The 19,373-nt window shown below is 54.3% G+C and carries 15 protein-coding genes and 1 pseudogene; 4 read left to right on the forward strand and 12 right to left on the reverse strand.

Annotation, left to right across the window (positions count from 1 at the left end; all coding sequences use genetic code 11):
- Window position 1: 1 nt before the first annotated feature.
- The 4 genes from KP808_RS23150 to msrA form a co-directional block, all read right to left on the reverse strand.
- Window positions 2–1,765 carry an ORC-CDC6 family AAA ATPase gene (locus KP808_RS23150; protein WP_230016979.1) on the reverse strand — a complete coding sequence of 588 codons (1,764 nt, stop codon included), beginning with the start codon at window positions 1,763–1,765 and terminating at the stop codon, window positions 2–4.
- Window positions 1,762–2,862: an HD domain-containing protein gene (locus KP808_RS23155; protein ID WP_230016983.1), complete on the reverse strand. Its 1,101-nt coding sequence runs from the start codon at window positions 2,860–2,862 to the stop codon at window positions 1,762–1,764. Before KP808_RS23155 ends, KP808_RS23150 begins: the two co-directional genes overlap by 4 nt.
- A gap of 9 nt (window positions 2,863–2,871) precedes the next feature.
- A complete protein-coding gene (locus KP808_RS23160) occupies window positions 2,872–3,927 on the reverse strand; it encodes a DNA cytosine methyltransferase (protein WP_230016984.1) in 1,056 nt (351 codons plus the stop codon).
- A 903-nt stretch (window positions 3,928–4,830) separates the two neighbouring features.
- Window positions 4,831–5,337: a peptide-methionine (S)-S-oxide reductase MsrA gene (msrA, locus tag KP808_RS23165; protein ID WP_024663355.1), complete on the reverse strand. Its 507-nt coding sequence runs from the start codon at window positions 5,335–5,337 to the stop codon at window positions 4,831–4,833.
- 420 nt (window positions 5,338–5,757) lie between these two features.
- Here msrA and KP808_RS23170 point away from each other — a divergent pair, with 420 nt between their 5' ends.
- Window positions 5,758–6,573, forward strand: a complete 816-nt coding sequence (locus KP808_RS23170) for a formate/nitrite transporter family protein (protein ID WP_046236951.1) — start codon at window positions 5,758–5,760, stop codon at window positions 6,571–6,573.
- A gap of 176 nt (window positions 6,574–6,749) precedes the next feature.
- Here KP808_RS23170 and KP808_RS23175 read toward each other — a convergent pair whose 3' ends face one another.
- From KP808_RS23175 to KP808_RS23205, 7 genes and pseudogenes are all read right to left on the reverse strand, one after another.
- On the reverse strand, window positions 6,750–7,325 hold the full coding sequence (locus tag KP808_RS23175) for a LysE family translocator (protein WP_122258478.1): 576 nt from the start codon (window positions 7,323–7,325) through the stop codon (window positions 6,750–6,752).
- A gap of 49 nt (window positions 7,326–7,374) precedes the next feature.
- Complete coding sequence (locus tag KP808_RS23180) at window positions 7,375–8,211, reverse strand: AraC family transcriptional regulator (protein ID WP_122258477.1); 837 nt, start codon at window positions 8,209–8,211, stop codon at window positions 7,375–7,377.
- 129 nt (window positions 8,212–8,340) lie between these two features.
- Window positions 8,341–8,796 (reverse strand): annotated as a pseudogene (locus tag KP808_RS23185) (HipA domain-containing protein); the annotation flags it as partial.
- Window positions 8,797–8,811: 15 nt separating this feature from the next.
- Window positions 8,812–9,063, reverse strand: coding sequence for a helix-turn-helix transcriptional regulator (locus tag KP808_RS23190; RefSeq protein WP_057460022.1), 252 nt, complete (start codon window positions 9,061–9,063; stop codon window positions 8,812–8,814).
- A gap of 107 nt (window positions 9,064–9,170) precedes the next feature.
- On the reverse strand, window positions 9,171–9,815 hold the full coding sequence (locus KP808_RS23195; protein WP_230016994.1) for a 4'-phosphopantetheinyl transferase family protein: 645 nt from the start codon (window positions 9,813–9,815) through the stop codon (window positions 9,171–9,173).
- Complete coding sequence (locus KP808_RS23200) at window positions 9,812–13,852, reverse strand: Pls/PosA family non-ribosomal peptide synthetase (protein WP_230016996.1); 4,041 nt, start codon at window positions 13,850–13,852, stop codon at window positions 9,812–9,814. Before KP808_RS23200 ends, KP808_RS23195 begins: the two co-directional genes overlap by 4 nt.
- 479 nt (window positions 13,853–14,331) lie before the next feature.
- Window positions 14,332–15,627, reverse strand: coding sequence for a M20 family metallopeptidase (locus KP808_RS23205; protein WP_122258474.1), 1,296 nt, complete (start codon window positions 15,625–15,627; stop codon window positions 14,332–14,334).
- 279 nt (window positions 15,628–15,906) lie between these two features.
- Here KP808_RS23205 and KP808_RS23210 point away from each other — a divergent pair, with 279 nt between their 5' ends.
- Window positions 15,907–17,037: a Fic family protein gene (locus tag KP808_RS23210; protein WP_057404992.1), complete on the forward strand. Its 1,131-nt coding sequence runs from the start codon at window positions 15,907–15,909 to the stop codon at window positions 17,035–17,037.
- Window positions 17,038–17,160: 123 nt separating this feature from the next.
- On the opposite strand, the gene KP808_RS23215 is transcribed toward KP808_RS23210, so the two are convergent.
- The gene (locus KP808_RS23215; RefSeq protein WP_004654729.1) at window positions 17,161–17,484 is read right to left on the reverse strand and encodes a helix-turn-helix domain-containing protein; all 324 of its coding nucleotides are present in this window, start codon (window positions 17,482–17,484) and stop codon (window positions 17,161–17,163) included.
- A gap of 311 nt (window positions 17,485–17,795) precedes the next feature.
- Between KP808_RS23215 and KP808_RS23220 the strand changes: the two genes are divergently transcribed.
- Complete coding sequence (locus KP808_RS23220) at window positions 17,796–18,863, forward strand: FUSC family protein (protein ID WP_230016998.1); 1,068 nt, start codon at window positions 17,796–17,798, stop codon at window positions 18,861–18,863.
- A gap of 10 nt (window positions 18,864–18,873) precedes the next feature.
- A complete protein-coding gene (locus KP808_RS23225; RefSeq protein WP_002555556.1) occupies window positions 18,874–19,335 on the forward strand; it encodes an Lrp/AsnC family transcriptional regulator in 462 nt (153 codons plus the stop codon).
- Window positions 19,336–19,373 lie beyond the last annotated feature (38 nt).

Raw genomic sequence — 19,373 nt, forward strand, 5'->3', positions numbered from 1 at the left:
GTCAATCCTCAAAATTTAGTGATTTCTGGATTTCTGGAATTGAAGGATCGCTTACCTTTAAGCGAGCACTAATGAAAGCTCTTGGATTTTCTATAGCTAATAACAAATGCTCCGGCGTTACAGACATATGAGCAGCATACCCGGATGGATCTAACTTAAAATGAGGCGCCAACCTACGATTCATTGTATACACTAAATTTCTGCCGGCACCCTCTTTTCTTGCAATGGTTTTAACGGTCAAATATCCCCACTCAATTGCAAGATCTAGAACTTCCTGTACTTCATATGAGGTCTCCCTCGTCACCATAAAGGAAATGAAGTGGCGCTCACTATCAGAGGATACAAGTTTTTTCTGAAAACATTCACCAAATGAATTTATAAGTCGCTTTAATCTTTCGACTTTTCTTAAATTGACTATACTTTGGGAAGTTTCATCTGATTTTATTTTGTCTAATTCAGCAAGGGCATATTCTTCAGACCACTTATAAAGAACTCTATCCTGTACTTCAATTGGGATGCATTCATAATTAATTGCATTATGGTTGGCGACAAGCTCTGAGTACATCCTAGATGCGGACTCCAAAAAAAAGCGCACCATTCCAGAGGACAAATCGACTAACGATCTAAAGCCCGCGTAGCTGTACATGTTGGTTTTTTTGTCTTTCGCTAAGGCTTTTAGGTACTCAGAAACAGCATATCGGCGAACATCATCAGACTTTCTACTGGAGACTTTTTCTCCACCATCCCAATCCAGTTTTATTTTTTCAGCAATATCAGAAAGCTCTTTATTTTGTAGTTCATTAGCTGGAAAAAAGTCAATTGGATTTGTATTTTTAAACCCGGCCATTTCAAGCCTTCTTTGAACTATTTTCTCAACCCTGTCATAATAATTGCTATATTGCTTAGATGTGTAGAAAGTATTGATATCTATATCTGCGTAGTCGTGCGGGCTTTCGATCAATATACCTTGGCTTGTCCTCCATGTTTTATATTTCTTTTGAACGGAAACTTTCAAACAGATATCGTTAGTTGTTCTATATGACACCCAGTCATTCAATATCTGTTGCATACGCAGTGGGAGATTGTCTGCGTCATCCAGCATTAAAAATATCGGCCCACTTGGCGAGCAACTTAACTTCTTAGTAAGCCTTATATAGGGCAGAAAGAAGTCTTCATAGCTAAAGATAGCTCCTTCATAAGGAACCATTTCTTTAATGAAAGACAGTTTCCCAACATAATGTTTAGCAGCAGCACGCTCACGCGAAAAAAGACGAGGAAGATATTTCAAATCACTACCGTTATTTGAACTATCAATTATACTGCCAGATGCAATCGTTAAATCAATAACATCACTTACATACTTTCTGATTTCAGGGTCTTTTGAGTACTCCTCAGAGTCAAACAAATTTTCCACTGAGGATGCGATATGGTAAGAGGCATTTAGTATCAGCAAATGCTCCGCAAGCAGCCAATATGGAGCACCGTCCAAACGTTCAAGCTCAGCCAGGCAGTAATTAGCTGTCTTGATTGGAACATGCACGGAGAAATGTTTAAGTTCAGATACTTCACTTACCTGATGAGCGGCAAGCTGCACTAGAGGCTCTAAATAACGCAGCATCATACTTTTCCCAGTGCCTCTAGCCCCCTGAATAAAAGTATGCTCCTGTGCGAGTATTCTCGGAAAATCAGAAAACACATCAACAAATAAGCTTGCGATATTATCTGGAGTTAGAGTCTCTGGCGTTTTTATTGAGAAAGGGTTCATTTAAGCTCCTTTACTACGGCAGTGATTTTCTTCTTTAGAGCCTGCCCACACCATTCCGGATGAGACCTTTTAAATGAAAATCCGCTGGTAGGATACCCCTCTTCTTTCAACTCAAAAACTTTTGACTCAAGTATACCGCCCAAAACGCCATCGCTGGTAAGGTCATAGATAGCAATAGTAGCTCTGATCTGATTGATATGCATAACTTCGATCAAATGTGGCTTACAGTATAAAAGCTCATAATACATTTTCTCTAATCGCTCGTTAATCTCATCGATTAGAAAGCAACGTTTAGGCATTTCCTTACCTACATCTTTACCGAACCTTCTAGTTATAACATCCCTGGGTATTTCAAACTTGATATTTATTCGCTTACTCCGAGCATCAACATCAACACTAGTTATAGATGCAGCATACTGATGATATACTTCACTTTTTTCTGGAAGTTTATTTTCGCTTATAAGATATGCGGATGCGCGACTTCTGTCCTCACATATCTCGTCTGCAAATCGAACAATTGCAGCTATTAGCTTCGGCCTGTAGTGCTTGCCACCATAGTCGTCATCGTGTCTTAGCAAGGAAAATGTATCTTTAGATATATTGCCACGTGCATCTTTGGCCTTCCCACCGTGAGCCTGAGCTATATCTGCAATGGGTTTTGCTTCAAACTTGTCAGGTATCTGAGTTTTGCAATATTTCTCCAAGATTTTTTGCGGATGCTTCTCGTGGCCTCTACGCCCCTCAATATTACCCGCATCATGCACCAAGATGGAAACCAGCATGATAAAGACTTCATACGGACCTAAATCGATCGTTGCTGTGTTGCCAGCGCTGTAATCATCTGGAAGACCTAGGAGCTTACCCGCATATCGAATAACGCAGTTAAAATGGTCAATACTGTGATCGGTATATATGCCCCCATCCTCAGCAGAAGTTCCAGCACCTATATACGGATATATATTATCCGCAAGATACTGTTTTATTTGCCAATACTTGTCAAAATAATTATTAGCACCATTTGGGAACGCTTTAGTATCGCCTTGGCGCTCTGTAAACCAAACTTCTATAGGCTCAAGCGAATTTTTATCGAGATTCACTATATGCCCCTACATCTGCGAGACTAAGGAATTAAAAATAGCTTTTGCAAGCAACGGGGGGACCGCATTACCTACTTGCTGTTGCTGAAAACCAATTGATCCATCAAACACGAAATCGTCTGGAAAAGACTGTAATCTCGCTGCTTCACGAACAGAGAGCCCTCTATGTTGCGTAGGGTGTATCAGCATATTCTTCCTATAATTGCCAATTACAACAGATGGCTCATCAGCACTCAGCCTACGATAAATCCCTGTATGGCATCTTGACTTATCTGCATAGTTAGACATCAGATGATTGGGTATATCTTCCCAGTTTCCTCCCTGGGGGATATGGGCATAACGCTCAATAATCATATTATTATTCTTTGTGACCAGATGATTGCTACAACTTTCCAATTGACCACGAAGCTGTATCGTATAAGGGTTCGTCGCTTTTTTTGCGTATGGCAGATTACAAATTGCAGCACCATTTTCCAAAGCAGGTAGATCTTCAAGAGCCATTGCAACTGTTAATGGTTTGAGGTGCGTTGGCTTAGGGAATTTGTATGATATTCCATGACGAGATCCCACGATGAAGAAACGCGCTCTTTTTTGAGGAACGCCATAGTCAGCAGCATGCAGTAGATCTGCACTGACTGTGTATCCTAATTTTTCAAATTGTTTGGTAATTTGATCTACAAAAATACCGCCTTCTGTTTCCAAAATCCCACGGACATTTTCAAATACAACCCAGTCCGGATTGTACTCTTTAACAACTCTTACGAATTGCTCAAACAACCAGTTTTTGTCATTCTCTGCGGAACGAGTTCGCTGATTAGAGGTTGAAAACCCTTGACAAGGCGGCCCCCCAAAGACAATCAATCCATTTTTTTGGGTTTTACCCAAATCAAATGGCGTAAAATTTCGTATATCGTTGACGAATATTCCATGCTTCGGCTTGTGATTATGCAGGTAGGTGCTTGCCGCATACCGGTCAGCTTCTACAACCACCTGCACATCTACACCCGCCATCCTTGCGCCGAGAGACATCCCACCCGCCCCCGAAAAAAGATCTACACCTATCATTTTACTATCCACAACGTTTATTTAGAGGCAACGCAACCTAAGGTCCCCTGCCAGCCGTATCCTTCGTGAGCAGGGATCTATAGGCGACTAACCCTGACGATCCTCAGTAAAAAACGCCACGCATATGACTCACTGACCAGCCAGCATATATTACCCTAAATAATGGTTGGAGCCAGGGAGCACAACGCCCTCTACGCCACGGCGTCATAGGAGGCGACGCACGATTTGGGCGGACTCATCCGGCCCATAGCCCTCGAGTGGCATCGCAACTGCTGGTATCACAGCGAAGCTTCGCTTGCCTTCATTCGGCTGCCCCGAGGAAACTCGCCTATAGGCTCCATGATCATTACTTAGGTCATGTGAATGGTTTCAGGGGAAGGCGGATCGCTCAAAACTTGTTGCGTCCCCTAGCGCTTGCGTCGGGTACGTCCGGGGACGCAGAGTCTGATGGAAGCTGAATGATTCCACAGATGAGTCAATTATTGCTGCTGGTGCCTTGAGTTTCTGGATGTCTTAGCAACAAACATCGCTCCCGTTACGCCTGCTGTCTTGGCCGTCTATTCAAATCATTTGTAGACAAATACTCATTGAGGATTCGCCGCCGGAGCAGTAACAGCTAGGGTACAGTGCTCAGCTTGTTTCGGCTTCTCAAAATTACGCTCAACACCAGTTAAGACGGGGCCTCCAGCTATGCCAACCTACGTTCACCTACGCACGATTTCTCTAGGCATAGCACTTCGCCCAGCAACTCATAATCCTTTGGTCCACGGTTCGAGTCCGTGTGGGCCCACCACCTTTGAAAGCCGCGCATTGCGCGGCTTTTGTGTTTCTGGGTGGTATCTCTCAGATACAGGTCAGCTTTGCGCTCTCCCCTATCCCAGCCTTTCCCGGTGCAATTCAGGTTCAAGCCCGCTTGGGCAACTTCCAGTTCGGCCGGATGAAGTGACAGGTATACCCGTTCGGTATCCGCTCCAGATAATCCTGATGCTCCGGCTCCGCCTCCCAGAACTCGCTGGCGGGCTCGATTTGTGTGACCACACGCCCCGGCCACAGCTTGGAGGCGTCCACGTCAGCCGCGGTATCTTCGGCAATATCCCTTTGCTGTTCGCTCAGGTAGTAAATCGCCGAACGATAGCTTGGTCCAAGATCATTGCCCTGCCGGTTAGGCGTGCTCGGGTCATGGATCTGGAAAAAGAACTCAAGAATCTGCCGGTAGCTGATCACCGCCGGGTCAAACACGATCTCAATCGCTTCGGCATGATTGCCGTGGTTGCGGTAGGTGGCGTTCGGTACGTCACCACCGGTGTAGCCGACTCGCGTATGCAGCACGCCGGGGTAGCGTCGCAATAAATCTTGCATGCCCCAGAAGCAGCCGCCGGCAAGGATGGCGGTTTCGGTTGAGTTGGTCATGGTCTGTCCTTGCTGTTCATGGATACAGGAATAGTTATGGGGTGATGTCAGGCAATACCAAGCCGGATGAAGTAAAAAACCGGATCGTGTTGCGGAACGAGTACACGTCCTACAGAAGCCTTGGCGCCTTGCTCCGTTGCCTACAGTTGCATCAGAATCCGCTGGCTTGAGCGCTTGAGTCAGCGTTTCCAAGATGGCTCGTTCGCTGACAACTCAGTGATCGGGTTTAGTTGACCCACTACAGACCTGCCAACCAAACAACTGTAAGTCCAGTCATCGACCCTCTCAATCACCCGATCAAAACATCCGATTAGCCATCCTTCGAAACATTCCGTAACGTTGTTTCCCCGTGCGACAGATGCGCGCACCGCTTGAGCTTCTGCTCCCCACGCTCAGCCCACGACCACGCACGAGCCCACCATGTCTCTGAACACCCCGCAGCAAATCGCTGAAATTGCCGTCGAAAGTGGCGTCAAGAAAGCCCACTTGGGCCTGTCGTCGTTGATGATCCTGGGCTTTCTGGCAGGGGCTTTCATTGCCCTCGGGTTTCTTCTCGATATTCATGTCAGCACCATGATCCCTCACGAGTGGGCGTCGCTGGGCAATCTGCTTGGCGCTGTGGTGTTTCCGGTCGGGCTGATTCTGGTGGTGCTGGCCGGTGGCGAGTTGCTGACCGGCAACATGATGAGCCTGCCCATGGCGCTGTTCGCCGGGCGTATCGGTCTGGGTCAGTTGGTGCGCAACTGGGTACTGGTGACGCTGGCCAACCTGATCGGCGCGCTGTTCGTAGCCTATTGTTTCGGCCATGTGGTGGGGCTGACTGAAGGCGCATTCATGGCCAAGACTGTGGCCATCGCCAATGCCAAGGTGGGGGCCAGCTTCGAACAGGCATTCATCTCGGGTATTGGCTGCAATTGGCTGGTGTGCCTGGCGGTGTGGCTCAGCTACGCGAGCAAGGACGTGATCGGTAAAGTGGTCGGCATGTGGTTTCCGGTGATGGCATTCGTCGCGATCGGCTTTCAGCACATCGTCGCCAACATGTTCGTCATTCCTGCAGCGATCTTTGCCGGCGCCTTGAGCTGGGCGCAGTTCGGCGACAATTTCGTCCCGGTATTTTTGGGTAACGCGGTGGGCGGCGCGGTGTTCGTCGGCCTGGCCTATCACTTGGCTTTCTTCAATGCGGCAACACGACCTGCTGAGCTGTCCAGGACCAGCGGCGCGCAAGCACCGGAATAGTCTGACGCCATATAAGCTCTGCGGTGAAAAGAGATGACGACCGCAGAGCAAACCAGCAAGTTGAAGAGCAAAACTCACGTCACAAGCAAATAGTCGAGTTGCTCGACAAGAGCAGCCTTTGATTTGAAATGAAGCCGACTCCTCGCGTGCCTGCTGCCAACCCATGCCGCACACGTTCAGACACTGTCCATAAAACCGATCCACGCCGCCAGCAGCAACAAAACCGCCAGCACTCTATTCATGCACTTCACTCGCCAAGGCGATGTGAGCCAGCGGGTCGAGCCTGCGCCCATCAACGCCCAGCTGCCGAGGCAGGGCAAGGAAATCAGAAAGAACACCAGCGCCAGGTAAGACACCGGGTTGCTCTGGCTGAATACACTGACCACCGCCAGCGCCATGACCCAGGTCTTGGGATTTACTACTTGCAGTGCTGCGCCACCGATAAAGCCCATCGGCAGGCTGTTTTGCCGCTCGATTGAGTCGGTCGGGCTGGCACCTATCTTCCAGGCCAGCCAGGTCAGCCACAGCACGCCGACCCATGCCATGACGCGCTGAGCATTGGGGATCGCGAGCAGTGAGTGGCCGACACCCATGCCGACGAGCAACACCAACAGTGCAGCGCCGGTGCAGGCTCCCAGAATCAACGGTACGACGGCGCGCCAGCCGAAGCGGGCACTGTTGCTTAATACCAGGATGTTGGTGGGCCCGGGGGTAATCGAGGCGACCAAGGCGAACAGAATGAAAGGCAGCATAATCGGCAATCCAGGGCTGAAAAAGCCCATGCTGCGACATACCACAGGATCAGTCTGGAAGGTTTGAGCAGCGCAAGCGATAGGCCGCCGGGCTCAGTCCGTAGGCGCGCATGAACCAGCGGCCCAGATGGCTTTGGTCAGCAAAGCCCAGATCGCTGGCCACCTGAGCGGGCCAGATTCCGGCTGCCAGCATTCGACGAGCCTTGGCCAAGCGCAGCTGTACCAGATATGCATGAGGCGGCAGGCCGAAGGCGGCCTTGAACGCTCGCGTCAGGCGAAAGCGGTCAACGCCACAAACAGCTGCCAACTCGTTCATGCCCACGTCTTGATGCAGATGCGCGTGCAGATAATCCCTCGCCCGCAAGGCCACCTGCGGCAAGCGCGGATCGGGATCGATCATGCGTCGCCAATGCACCCGATCAATGAGCTGCGCCAGTAATTCATCCAACGCGCTTTGACGAACGATGCGTAGTTCTTTTTGATGCAGCGCCGTGAAAGCGAACGTGACCGCGTGAGCCAGCCGTGATTCGGTTTGCAGGGTGTTGGCGAAAGAAGGCAAATGCTGGTCGGGAGCCTGTTCGAACAACCCGCTTAGCTCCCGGCTCAGCCAATGCGGGTCCAGGTACAGCATCTGATAGGTGAACCCTTCGGCGCACGGGGCATTGCCATCATGGATTTCTCCCGGTTCCAGTGTGAACACCTGCCCGGGCGTGCTGGCATGGCGCTGACGGCGGCAATTGAATTGCTGCACACCTTGCCGGGTAACACCCACCAGATAGCTGTCATGCCAATGGGGATCATAGGCATGCCCCTGAAAGTGCGCGTGCAGCGTCTCGATGCCTGTATCAAGGTCGCGAGCGAGATCTATCCAGTGTGTGGAAGGCATAAAACACCTGAATCGATGAAAGCGATTGGTTATCGCTGACGTCAGGAGGTGAGTCTAGAACATTCGTGCATTCATCTGTCTGTTGGAATTGCAGTTGCCAAAGGTCGCGACACGAAGCCCAACGGCTCGCTATCCAAAAGTTTTCATAAACGGCTCAGCACATCGCCTGACCGCAGCGATGACCTCCGGCGCCCGCTCGTTCAGCTCAACCGAACGGGCCAGTACTTGCTCCAGTGCCTGAAGTTGCCCGGAAATCACCTCCTCTGGACGTGTCACATCACAGATCTGGGCGAAATCCAGTAGGCCCTGCCGCGAGGCGAATAGCGACTTGTTGCCGAGCAGATCCAGTGCCAACACGTCCTCGGGGATGTAAGCCGTGGTGTTGACGATGTCGTAAGCTGGAGCGAGCCGTGCATCTCGTTGGGTGGGGTTGGAATACAGCAAACCGAAGTTTTTCAGGTGGGCGTCGCCGTTGCCGACAATACAGCTCAGGGTCACGATGGCGAATAGCTGGGCCAATGAGTCCTGTACCTGGTCGGGGGCACAGAACAGACGGATTGCTTCGGCGATAGCGGAGTAGCTCTTGCAGCGTGGTCATCATCAGTCGAATACTCCCTCAATTTCATCCAGTGTAGGCATGACAGCGGGTATGACCGAGAGCTCACAATCCAGCGCCCCGAGCACGCGCGCATAGGCCGTCATACCTACTGAGAGGTCACCTTTTTCTACGGCAATTATCTTTTGCCGGGTGACGGCTGCCATCGTGGCAAGCCTGGCTTGCGTAAGCCCTCGATTGAGGCGGCGCTGCCGAATCTGCTCGCCAAGACGCGTTGTGATGAGGGAATAGTCCATGTTCCGTATACATAACAAATTAGATGAAATGTAACGTATACCTAACCTTTGAATAAATCAAACTGTTGTGTGAACGGGGCTTTGAATCGCGGCACCGGCTAGCGGATTTATTGAAATGCTATTACAAAGTCAGATGAGGCCTGGCGGCTCTGAGCTACACATCGAGGCCATTTCAAAGCCACCATCCCAACCACATTCGTCCCCAATTCAACCTCGATGCCCACGCCCTCCAACTGCCCCACCTCTATCCATTCCCCCAACTCACGCCCATGCAGTTTCAAAACCGCTTCTCGCTCACACCAGGCCCTGGCAAACGCGACCGGGCGCATCGCCTCGGAAACATCCCGCAGTCGCGCACCTACATCTGGCCCGAGATAATCCCGCGCAACAACCTGCCAGTCCGGTACAGGCTGGACCTGCATCAAGTCCACACCCACCGCTCCGTTGAGATTGACCGCAGCCAGAGAGAATCCAGCTTCGTGGCTGATGGAAAAACCGGGCTCCGGCAGGCCGTCGATCATCAATCGCGGCGCAACACCTGGAGTGCTGATGAACGTGATCGCGTCCGATGGCAATTCGAGCCACTGCCCCACGGCTTTACGCGTGCAGGCCCGAATGCGGTTTCTCGCGTCATCTCTTGCAGAGCCAGGCCTGGTGACGCAACTGACCAGCAATACACCGTGATGCGGGAAAGACTTGGGAGGGGCAAGCTGGCCATTTTCATCAAATGTCCAGCTCGCTCCGGGCCTCATGCTTTGTCAGGTGCCGCCGGGCAGCCGGCCCAGCGACTGCACGCGGGGATGTGTTCGCCTTTCATCACCAGGGTCAGTGGGCCAAGGTGCGCATCGTTGCCGACTACGGCGCTGTACAGCACGGCGCTGCGTGGGCCCATGTACACGCGTTCGCCGATGATGACGTGATCAATCTTCATGACCCGGTCTTCAAACAGGTGTGTTTGCGGGCAGGCACCGGCATTCAGCTCACTATCTGCACCGATGCTGACGCAGTCGAATTCGGTGATGTCGGTTGTGTCCATGTAAACCCCTCGGCCAATCTTGCAGCCGAGCAGGTTGAAGGCCAGCGGCAACCACGGAGTACCGCGCAGGTAGCGCATGAAGTTTGGTGCGGCCATGCCTTCATAAAGGCTGGTGATGCCTTCCGAGAGCCATACGAATGGCGTCCACATAGGGTCTGCGCGTTTGCGATAGCGGCCCATCACCAGCCATTTCAGGGCCGCGATCAGCAGAAAATTACCCACGCTGTATGCCATGCCGATGACGGCGAGGTAGGCCAGCACCGCGCCCCAGCGCTCGTCGTCGGCGAGTGGCATCAGGTCAAGCATCACCGTGTAGCCGACGGCAATCACCACCGCGTGCGGGGTGACAATGCGCACGCCTTCGACCAGACCTCGGGCCAGACGACGCAATGGCGAGGGCTTGAAGGTCAGAGATTCCGGAGCACCGCTTACCTGCTCGCGGGCTGGCAGGTGAATTGGTGGCAAGCCCAGCCAGGTGTCGCCATCGGCCATCTTGCTGTTATCCGGTGCACAGGAGTGGACGCCGATCAGGACGTTTTCTGGCAGCACCGTGCCATCTGAAATGTAACCGCCGTTGCCGACAAAGCTGCGATTGGATACGACTGTGGGTTGCATGGTCATCCAGCCGCCATCGATACGCTCATCGCCCAGCATCACCGCATCGGCGATAAAGGTTTCATCACCCAGGGTCAGCATGTCCGGAATGACGCCCTGGGCGCTGGAAATCTCGGCGTCGCGCCCTACTTTCGCACCCAACAGTCGATACCAGAAGGGCGAATACACCGTGGCGTAGATGCCGGACAGCACGTTGAGGCTCGCTTCCTGAATCTGGCTGATCAGCCACTTGGCGCAGTAGGTATTGCTGTGTACCGCATAGCGACCCGGCTTGAGACGTGGAAAGACGATCCAGCGCAATGCCGCAGACGCCAGAACAGTCGCGACGATCAGCACCGCACTGGCCGGAAACGCGAGTATGAAATAGCGAGCCAATTGCCCCGCTGCCCCGCTGCCCTCAAACCACGGCAACACGTGCCGGGTATCGAACCAGTCGATCAGGAAAAAAGTAGGGAAGACCGGAATGAAGAACAGCGTGGCAACCGACAGAATACCGAGGGCAAAGAACAGTTTTTCTGCACGCAAGCGCGCACGACTTGCCATGGGCCGCGCAGGCTGACTGAGCGTATCGAACGCGCCGACATCACGCGCAGGTGAGCCCTGCCAGATACGCCCAGCCGGAACCTGCCGGCCGTCGGCCATGGCCGATTGCGCCTCAAGATGCCCCCACGGACCGATAGCGGTATTGCCTTCCATGATCACGTAAGAACCCACACAGGCATTGTCCTGCAAGGCGATACGTCCCAGATGCAGCTGACCCCGCTCGACGCGTGCGTTCTCGAAGCTCACGCCGTTGCCGACGCTGACCCCGTCACCGATTTCCAGCAGGTCGTGGGCCCGCATTGTGGCCCCGCCGATAATCACTTCCTCACCGATCTTTGCTCCCAGGGCGCGCAGCCACAGGGGATAAAGCGAAGAACCACTCAACAGGTAAGTCGGTGCCGACTCGACCATACGGTCGGCGGCCCACCAGCGAAAGTAAGTGACGCCCCACAATGGGTATATTCCAGGCTTCAGGCGACCAACGATCAGCCATTTGGCCGCCCACGCGATGAAAAACTGCAGAACGGTGGCAATCAGAAACACCGAGATAGAAGCCAGAGTCGCCAAAGCCACAGAGTCGTCAGGCGAACCGGTAAGCAAGTGGTAGGTAAAGAACGGCGCGAGCCACTGGGTCATTCGCAGGCTGACCATTACCGGCAATGCCAGGGCCTGAGCCACGCCGCAGCGCCAGCGACGCCACGCGGACGGAAGCGTCCAGTCGACCGGGGCAGCCATCTCTTGCGGTGCTTGATCCAGCACTTCGGCAATCGCGCCGATACGGCGTTGCTGGTAAATGTCGCGCACGGTGATTTGTGCAAAGCGAGGGTTCGCCCGCAAGGCCGAGGCCAAACGAGCGGCAAAGAAGGAATGCCCGCCCAGATCGGTGAAAAAGTCCGCATTGCGGCGGATCGGCATGCCTGGAAAGAGTGTGGCCAACGCAGCAAACAGTGCAATTTCGCCTTCAGTTTCAGCCACGTCGGACTCTGCGTCAGCACCAGCGGCATCAACCGTCAACGGGCGGGCCTTGAGTGTTTTGCGGTCGATTTTTCCGGACGTGAGGCGCGGCATGCTATCGAGCAGCTCGAAATGCCCCGGCACCATGTACGACGGTAACCGGGCCTGCAAGGCCTTGCGCATCTGGCTGGTGAATGTGGAATCCGTCGATGTGTCGCAAACCAGATAAGCAATCAACTGATCAACGCCACCCTCGTTGCGCAACAGGACTGCGACAGTACCTACACCGGGTTGTTGCGCCAACAGCGCTTCAATCTCGCCCAGTTCGACGCGAAAGCCACGAATTTTCACCTGATCATCGGCACGTCCCAGGCATTGTACTTGCCCTTCATCGTCGATCCGTGCGAGGTCGCCGGTCCGGTACAGGCGCGCATCGTGATAGCCGGTGGACCACGGGTTAGGCAGGAATTTCTCCTGGGTCAGATCCGGCCTGCCCAGATAACCTTCAGCCAGACCTGGGCCGATGATGCACAGTTCGCCGACTTCGCCACGGGGCAGCAGGCTGGGTGCCAGGCTGCTGCCGACCGCTGGGTCATTGGCGATTACCAACAGACCATAATTGGGGAGCGGCGTACCAATCGAGACCGGGCGACCACGCGACAACCGCGCCAGACTCGCCGATACAGTGGCTTCGGTGGGCCCATAGGTGTTGAACATTTGCCGGTTCGGCGTTGCCCAGCGGTCGACCAGCGACTCAGGGCACATCTCGCCGCCCAGATTGATCACGCGCAGGCCGGGAACGTCTTCGCTGAACAGCGCCAGCAAAGTAGGCACCGCGTGCAAAACGCTGATGCGCTGCTCGTTCAGCAGACGTGGCAGGGTTTCAGGGTCTCCGCTGGTTTCCTTCGGGCCTATCCACAACGTTGCGCCCACCAGATAGGCAATCCAGATTTCCTCGAATGACATGTCGAATGCCACGGAAAAGCCCTGATAAACCCGGTCGCTGGAGCGGATACCGAGTACCGCGTTTTCGCTGCGCAGGAAATGGCAGATGCTGCGCTGGGAAATCAGGATGCCCTTGGGCTTGCCGGTGGAACCGGAGGTGTAGATCACGTACGCAGGATGATCGGGAAGCACACCACTGCGGCGCACCAACGCTGCGTCGGTCAGTGTCAGCAGCGCTTCGGCCGTCCATACGTTCAGACCGCTACCAGCCAGCAACGGGCTCAGCGCGTTGCAGGACACCAGCCCCACTGCGCTGGCATCGTCCAGGCATATCTGCAGACGCTCAACCGGCGTGTCCTGATCCAGAGGCAACCAGGCGGCACCCGCCTTGGCGATACCGGCCTGCATCACCAGAAGCTCAATGCCTCGCGGCAGCCACAGACCAACGATGTGCCCAGGCCTTACGCCAGCCTTGATCAGCGCAGAAGCCACCTGATCAGCCTGCCGGTCCAGCTCCCCATAACTGATCCGGTGCTCGCCGAAGATCAGCGCCACTTGCTGCGGATTGCGCCGGGCGCTGGCTTCCAGCAAATCGGCCAGCACTTCCTCGCGTAGCAGTTCAGGTTGAATCGGACCGTAAATCACGTCCGCCGATTGTTCGTTCTGGCAGGTCTGCAGCAGGTTCAGGTTATTCATGGCAGCAAATATTCGCTCGTCTGAAGGAGATGCCTGAGATTTCTGGTTATGGGGTCAGAGCCGGTCCATCAGCGAGTGGCGTGCATTTTGTGGTGACAAGGTGTCCACGATATTTCTGTTTTGATACATTTTGGCTGGAGCGCTGCAGCTCTCACCGCAGTGAAAGAACAGGCTGGCAAAGCGAATATGGCAAAGACTGGCTGTACGAATCTTGAACGATGCAGCGAAGGCAGGAGGTGCCTGTCGAGACAATGATCTGCGCGCTTTTTCAGTTCTATGACTGCACGCAAGAATCGTTTAAACGGATGGCGCGCACCGTTTCAAGTGCTCCATTCGAAAGAGAACTTCGGTGACGTGAGCTAGGGAAGGAGTGGATCTTTCAGTGGTAAAAACCTTGAGGACGGCAACACGCATAAAGTGCTGCCGCCGTCCTTGTGCCCTTCAAGCCAGGCAGGGCTCAGCGCCCGACTGAAGAGCAGCTATTTGCCATAGCGGCTGATGAACAGCGCGGCGCGTTTGGTCACCACGGGCAGCGAACTCAGATCGATGGTTTCATTCTCGCTGTGGGCACCCTGCCCCCACGCGCCAAGCCCGTCCAGGCTCGCCGTTACATATTTGTTCACATAGGAAATATCGGCACCGCCTCTTTCCGCTGACGGAGCCGATTCCAGTGCAGGTCCATCAAGGTCCTGGCTGACCTTGCTGTAGGCTTGCAGAAGTTTGCGATTACTTTCGCGATCAACCATGACCGGCATGATTGCCTTGATCTTCAAATCGCTATGGGTCTGTGCCAGCGAGTGACTGGCTATTTCCTGCAAACGGGCTTCGGCAGAGCTTCGCTGTTCTTCACTGCTGAACCGCAAGTCGCCGTGCACGGACGCTATTCTGGCAATTGTGGTTTTTCTCCCCGAGGCAGTGCCTTGTCCGCTGGGCACATCTTCCTGGGCTGTGGCGCCGCCCAGAATGAGCCCTGGGTTAATGGTCAAGCCTTGCTCTCCGGAGAGTTTGGAGCGAATTTCGTCAAGTACCCGGGCCGACTCGTACACCGCACCGAAACCGGTTTCAGGCTGAAAAATAGTCGCTGAGTGTTTGTCTATGCCGGTACTGGTCAGAAACCATTCGCTCAACCCTCTGCGCTCGGTGATCAACTGATTGGGCGACAAGGCGAATTCAAAGCCCAGTGCTATGTCGCTTCTTTTGGCTTCGGCAATCAGCCATTCTCTGGAAATTTCAGTCGGCTTGGCCGCCAGCTCTTCGTCACCAACCAGGACCACAGAGATATTCATGTCCTGCAATGCGCCGCTATGCTTCAGCGCCTGCAAGGCGTAAAGAATGGTGACCAGGCCGCCCTTGTCGTCGATCACTCCGGGGCCTTTGGCTTTTTTGCCGCCATCTATCAACGAATACTCCTGAAACTTGCTGGTGGCCGGAAACACCGTGTCCAGATGGCCTATCAGCAGGATTCGTTTCGCAGACTTGTTACCGTCATGCACCGCGACAAGGCTACCCGCATGGTTCATCCCTGCCGGCAGCTCGTGCCAACGGGTATCGAAGCCCAGTGCTTCCAGCTCTGCCTTCATCAGATCACCGACCTTGACCACACCGTCTACGTTGTCCGTGCCGCTGTTGATGTTCACCAGTTTTTCAAGCAACGCGACCTGCTCGGCACTGTGACTGTCGACGTACGAAGTAATGCTCTGTTCATCGAGCATCGTTCCTGCCAATGCGCCATGGCAGAAAAACAACGTCGTGAGCAGGGAAGTACTTTTTTTCATTGAAGATAAACTCCACTTGGCCATTAGTGATGACCGGGGCATTGCGCCCGGGATCTCATCAGATTGCCCACAAGGAGCGATGCTGTGCCGCCATAAGTGTCGGGAAGGCTGATACGGTTCCATTGCGCCAGCAAGTGAACCACTATGAAGGCGGACGAACGGTAGTTGAATTTTTTTGGCCCGAAACAACGTCTGGACGGTGAGCCGAATAGCCAGCACAATCGGCTCACCTTATGAGCCGATTAAACCCGTATTCGGCTCACCTCAAAGGCATATCCAATGTCCGAACATCTCTGGATCTGGCAGCAGCCGGACTGGCCCCACTTCAACTGGAGCGATGAACGCATCGCGCCCTTGATACGAGCGTGCGCTAAAGCTCAAGGTCGCCTGCTGGGAATGAGCGGCGTAGTGAGTGGCGATGCCGAAATGCGCGAGGGCGTGGACACCCTGTTGCAGAATATTGTTACCTCGTCTGCCATCGAAGGCGAGCGACTGAATGTGGGCTCTGTCAGGTCTTCGTTGGCGCGTCGTCTGGGTATTGCCAATAACGGTAAACAAAACCCCCGCAGCGAGGGGTTGGCAGAGCTGATGCTGGACGCCACACGCAGGCACGATCAACCGCTTGACCTGCAACGCCTGTACACCTGGCATCGCTGGCTGTTCCCGGCAGAAGACAGCTTTGTATCCGCTCGCATCCTGGCAGGCCAGTTGCGTAGCGACGAGCCCATGCAGGTGGTCTCCGGGAGACTTGATAGACCGGTCGTGCATTTCGAAGCACCACCGCGCGCGGTGCTTGCGCAACAACTGGACGACTTCCTCGACTGGTTTGCCGCCAGTCAAAATGATCCGGGGCTAGATCCATTCGTGCGTGCCGGCATCGCACATTTCTGGTTTGTGACGCTGCATCCATTTGACGACGGTAATGGTCGCCTGACGCGGGCGCTGACTGACCTGACGCTGACTCAGGGCGATCAACAAGCCATTCGGCTGTTTTCCATGTCTGCCAGCATCCTCGATGACCGCGCCGGGTATTACCATGTTCTGGAAACCAGCCAGAAACGTACAACCGATATCACCGAGTGGCTGGAATGGTTTTTGCGCACATTGCTGAACAGCATTGAGCATGCCCTGGTTCGTATCGAACGGGTGTTGGCCAAGACGCGATTCTGGCAGTTGCACAATGGTGACGGCTTGTCCGCCGAGCAGGTCAAGGTGTTGAATCGACTGCTTGATGGCGGCGAGCGGGGCTTTGAAGAAGGTCTGAGCGCCGCGCAGTATCAAGCGGTAGCGAAAGTCTCCAAGGCCACGGCGACCCGGCATTTAAGTGATCTGCTTGGCAGAAACTGCCTGACTCGTCTGCCCGGCGGCGGCCGCAGCACTCGCTACCAGATCAATCGGCCCTTGCCATAAGGGCTGCAGAATCTGAGGGGGCTACTGGCCCTTCAAGCGCGCGGCACTGGTAGCATCGACCGTAGCGTCCAACTCTGCACACAGGACACTCCATATACTCCATATAAATGTAGGCCTGAGCCATCAGAAGTCCTCCGGCTTGCTTCTGGGCAGGCGAACGCGCTTGCGGTCGGCGGCTTCAAGCTGTTCGACGCTAAACGACTCGTCGTCTCGCAGCCCCTGAAACAAGCGCTCTGACACACCCAGCCCCCAGACCACCAGCATGAAGTCGCGCAGCGATACGCCGTCTGCACTGCCCGCTTCGATGCGTCGAAATGTACGCAGCGAAATGCCCAGCCGCTCGGCAAGATCTACCTGGCGGACGCCCTGTTGTAGGCGGGCCTGCTTTACCAGCAGGGCAATCCGCAACAGCGTGTCGCTGCATTGAACGGGGAAAAAAGCTTTCATGAGCAGTTACCAGCGAGCAGGCGCGGGGGTTCAAGGAATCACAAAGTAGCACGTTTGCAGGCTTGAACCTGTAGATAATAGATCATGAAAGTACACATTAATGACCATAAAGCCTCATATAAAGGCATCTTAAAAAGTGCTGGATTTCATCCTTACTGAATTCAGATCGTCATTCCTACCGCTTGAATCCACGATGTCATGTTCACTGAACACCAACATACACCACCCATCTCCTCTCAAAATGTGGCTTACTGAGACCTGCCATCATCCAATCAGGGAATCTCTTCCCTACCCTCGCGGTCTCTTAACGCATGACGAATTCGCGCTCTGCTTTCATACCCTCCTGGCTTCGCCCTGTTCTGCGTCCGCTGCTGGACCCGTATCGCCGTTATCGGCATGCGCGGCTGATCCACGCGGCGCGAATTGCGGTGGGCTTGCTGGTAACGATTCTGTTGACCACGGGCCTCAATCTGCCCCATGGCGAGTGGGCGTCGGTGACGATGCTGATCGTCATCGGCGGTTTGCAGCACCACGGCAATATCGGCAAAAAGTCAGTCGAGCGCGCCTACGGAACGTTGATTGGGGCTGGTCTTGGCCTGATCGTGGTGGTTCAGCAGGGCTATCTGGAGATGCCGCTGCTGACCTACGCAGTGATGTCGGTGCTGTGCGGTTTTTTTGCCTATCACGCTATCGGCAAAGGCGGTTACACCGCGCTGCTGTCGGCGATAACGCTGTTTATCGTGGCTGGTCATGGCTACAACCCGATCAGTGACGGGTTGTGGCGCACAGTAGATATTTTGATCGGTATCGCGCTGGCGCTGGCCTTCTCCTTCGCCCTGCCGCTGTATGCCGTGTTTTCCTGGCGCTACAACCTGGCCAGTGGCTTGCGTGACTGCGCCAAGGTCTATGGACGCATCGTGCAAGGCCAGCCGGTCACCGCAGACGAGCATCTCAAGCTGACCGCCAGGCTCAACGCCACGATGCTGCAATTGCGCTCACTGCTGCCGTCGGTTTCCAAGGAAGTGAAGATGTCCATGGTCGAACTGGACGCCATTCAAGGCCATTTCCGCATGTGCCTGAGCACCCTGGAAATTCTTGCCAATATTCGCCCCGCCGATCTGGATAAAGTGGCGGGCGAGTCGTTGAAGACTTCGCTGGATAACGATTACCGGCAGATCCGTCGTCAGTTGATCGGCATGGCTCGCGCGCTGCAAACCGGCGCAACCGAGCGTCTGGTGCGCACATCGGAAAGCGCTCCCGCGCAGCCGGTCATTCCAGCCGAGTTGATGGGCTATCACTTGATGACTCAGCAACTGGCACAGAACCTGGATGGCCTGCAGGCACGCCTGGCCAAGACCGCCAAACGCTGGAAGTTTTAAGGAAATACCCGTGCCCGATACCCGCCCGCCCGTGCTGGACGAAATTGATCGCCAGTTGATCGCAGCGCTGCAAATCAATGCACGCGAAAGCGTTGCCATGCTCGCCCGTCAACTGGGCATCGCCCGCACCACCGTTACCTCCCGGCTGGCACGCCTGGAAAGCAGCAAGGTGATTACCGGCTATGGCGTGCGCCTTGGCCAGCGAGTGGTCAGTGGCGGATTGCAGGCGTATGTCGGCATAACCGTGCAACCCCGTTCGGGCAAGGAAGTGCTGCGCCGACTCAGCGCCATGGCGCAGGTGCAGCAATTATGCGCGGTCAGTGGCGAGTTCGATTATGTCGCGTGGCTGCGCACGGATTCTCCGGAGCAGCTGGACCAGTTGCTGGACCTGATCGGCAGCGTGGATGGCGTGGAGAAAACCACCACATCGATCATCCTCAGCAGCAAGATCGACCGCGGGCAACCGGTATGAGCAAGCAGTAGTCAGACGCAACCATACGAAATGGCCGG

The sequence above is a fragment of the Pseudomonas savastanoi genome (assembly GCF_020917325.1).
GTDB classification, from domain to species: domain Bacteria; phylum Pseudomonadota; class Gammaproteobacteria; order Pseudomonadales; family Pseudomonadaceae; genus Aquipseudomonas; species Aquipseudomonas amygdali.

Coding starts and splice junctions, on each gene's coding strand:
- KP808_RS23150 (WP_230016979.1), bottom strand. CDS start 1,765: ATGAACCCTTTCTCAATAAAAACGCCAGAGACTCTAACTCCAGATAAT.
- KP808_RS23160 (WP_230016984.1), bottom strand. CDS start 3,927: ATGATAGGTGTAGATCTTTTTTCGGGGGCGGGTGGGATGTCTCTCGGC.
- msrA (WP_024663355.1), bottom strand. CDS start 5,337: ATGACCAACTCAACCGAAACCGCCATCCTTGCCGGCGGCTGCTTCTGG.
- KP808_RS23170 (WP_046236951.1), top strand. CDS start 5,758: ATGTCTCTGAACACCCCGCAGCAAATCGCTGAAATTGCCGTCGAAAGT.
- KP808_RS23175 (WP_122258478.1), bottom strand. CDS start 7,325: ATGCTGCCTTTCATTCTGTTCGCCTTGGTCGCCTCGATTACCCCCGGG.
- KP808_RS23180 (WP_122258477.1), bottom strand. CDS start 8,211: ATGCCTTCCACACACTGGATAGATCTCGCTCGCGACCTTGATACAGGC.
- KP808_RS23190 (WP_057460022.1), bottom strand. CDS start 9,063: ATGGACTATTCCCTCATCACAACGCGTCTTGGCGAGCAGATTCGGCAG.
- KP808_RS23195 (WP_230016994.1), bottom strand. CDS start 9,815: ATGAGGCCCGGAGCGAGCTGGACATTTGATGAAAATGGCCAGCTTGCC.
- KP808_RS23200 (WP_230016996.1), bottom strand. CDS start 13,852: ATGAATAACCTGAACCTGCTGCAGACCTGCCAGAACGAACAATCGGCG.
- KP808_RS23205 (WP_122258474.1), bottom strand. CDS start 15,627: ATGAAAAAAAGTACTTCCCTGCTCACGACGTTGTTTTTCTGCCATGGC.
- KP808_RS23210 (WP_057404992.1), top strand. CDS start 15,907: ATGTCCGAACATCTCTGGATCTGGCAGCAGCCGGACTGGCCCCACTTC.
- KP808_RS23215 (WP_004654729.1), bottom strand. CDS start 17,484: ATGAAAGCTTTTTTCCCCGTTCAATGCAGCGACACGCTGTTGCGGATT.
- KP808_RS23220 (WP_230016998.1), top strand. CDS start 17,796: ATGACGAATTCGCGCTCTGCTTTCATACCCTCCTGGCTTCGCCCTGTT.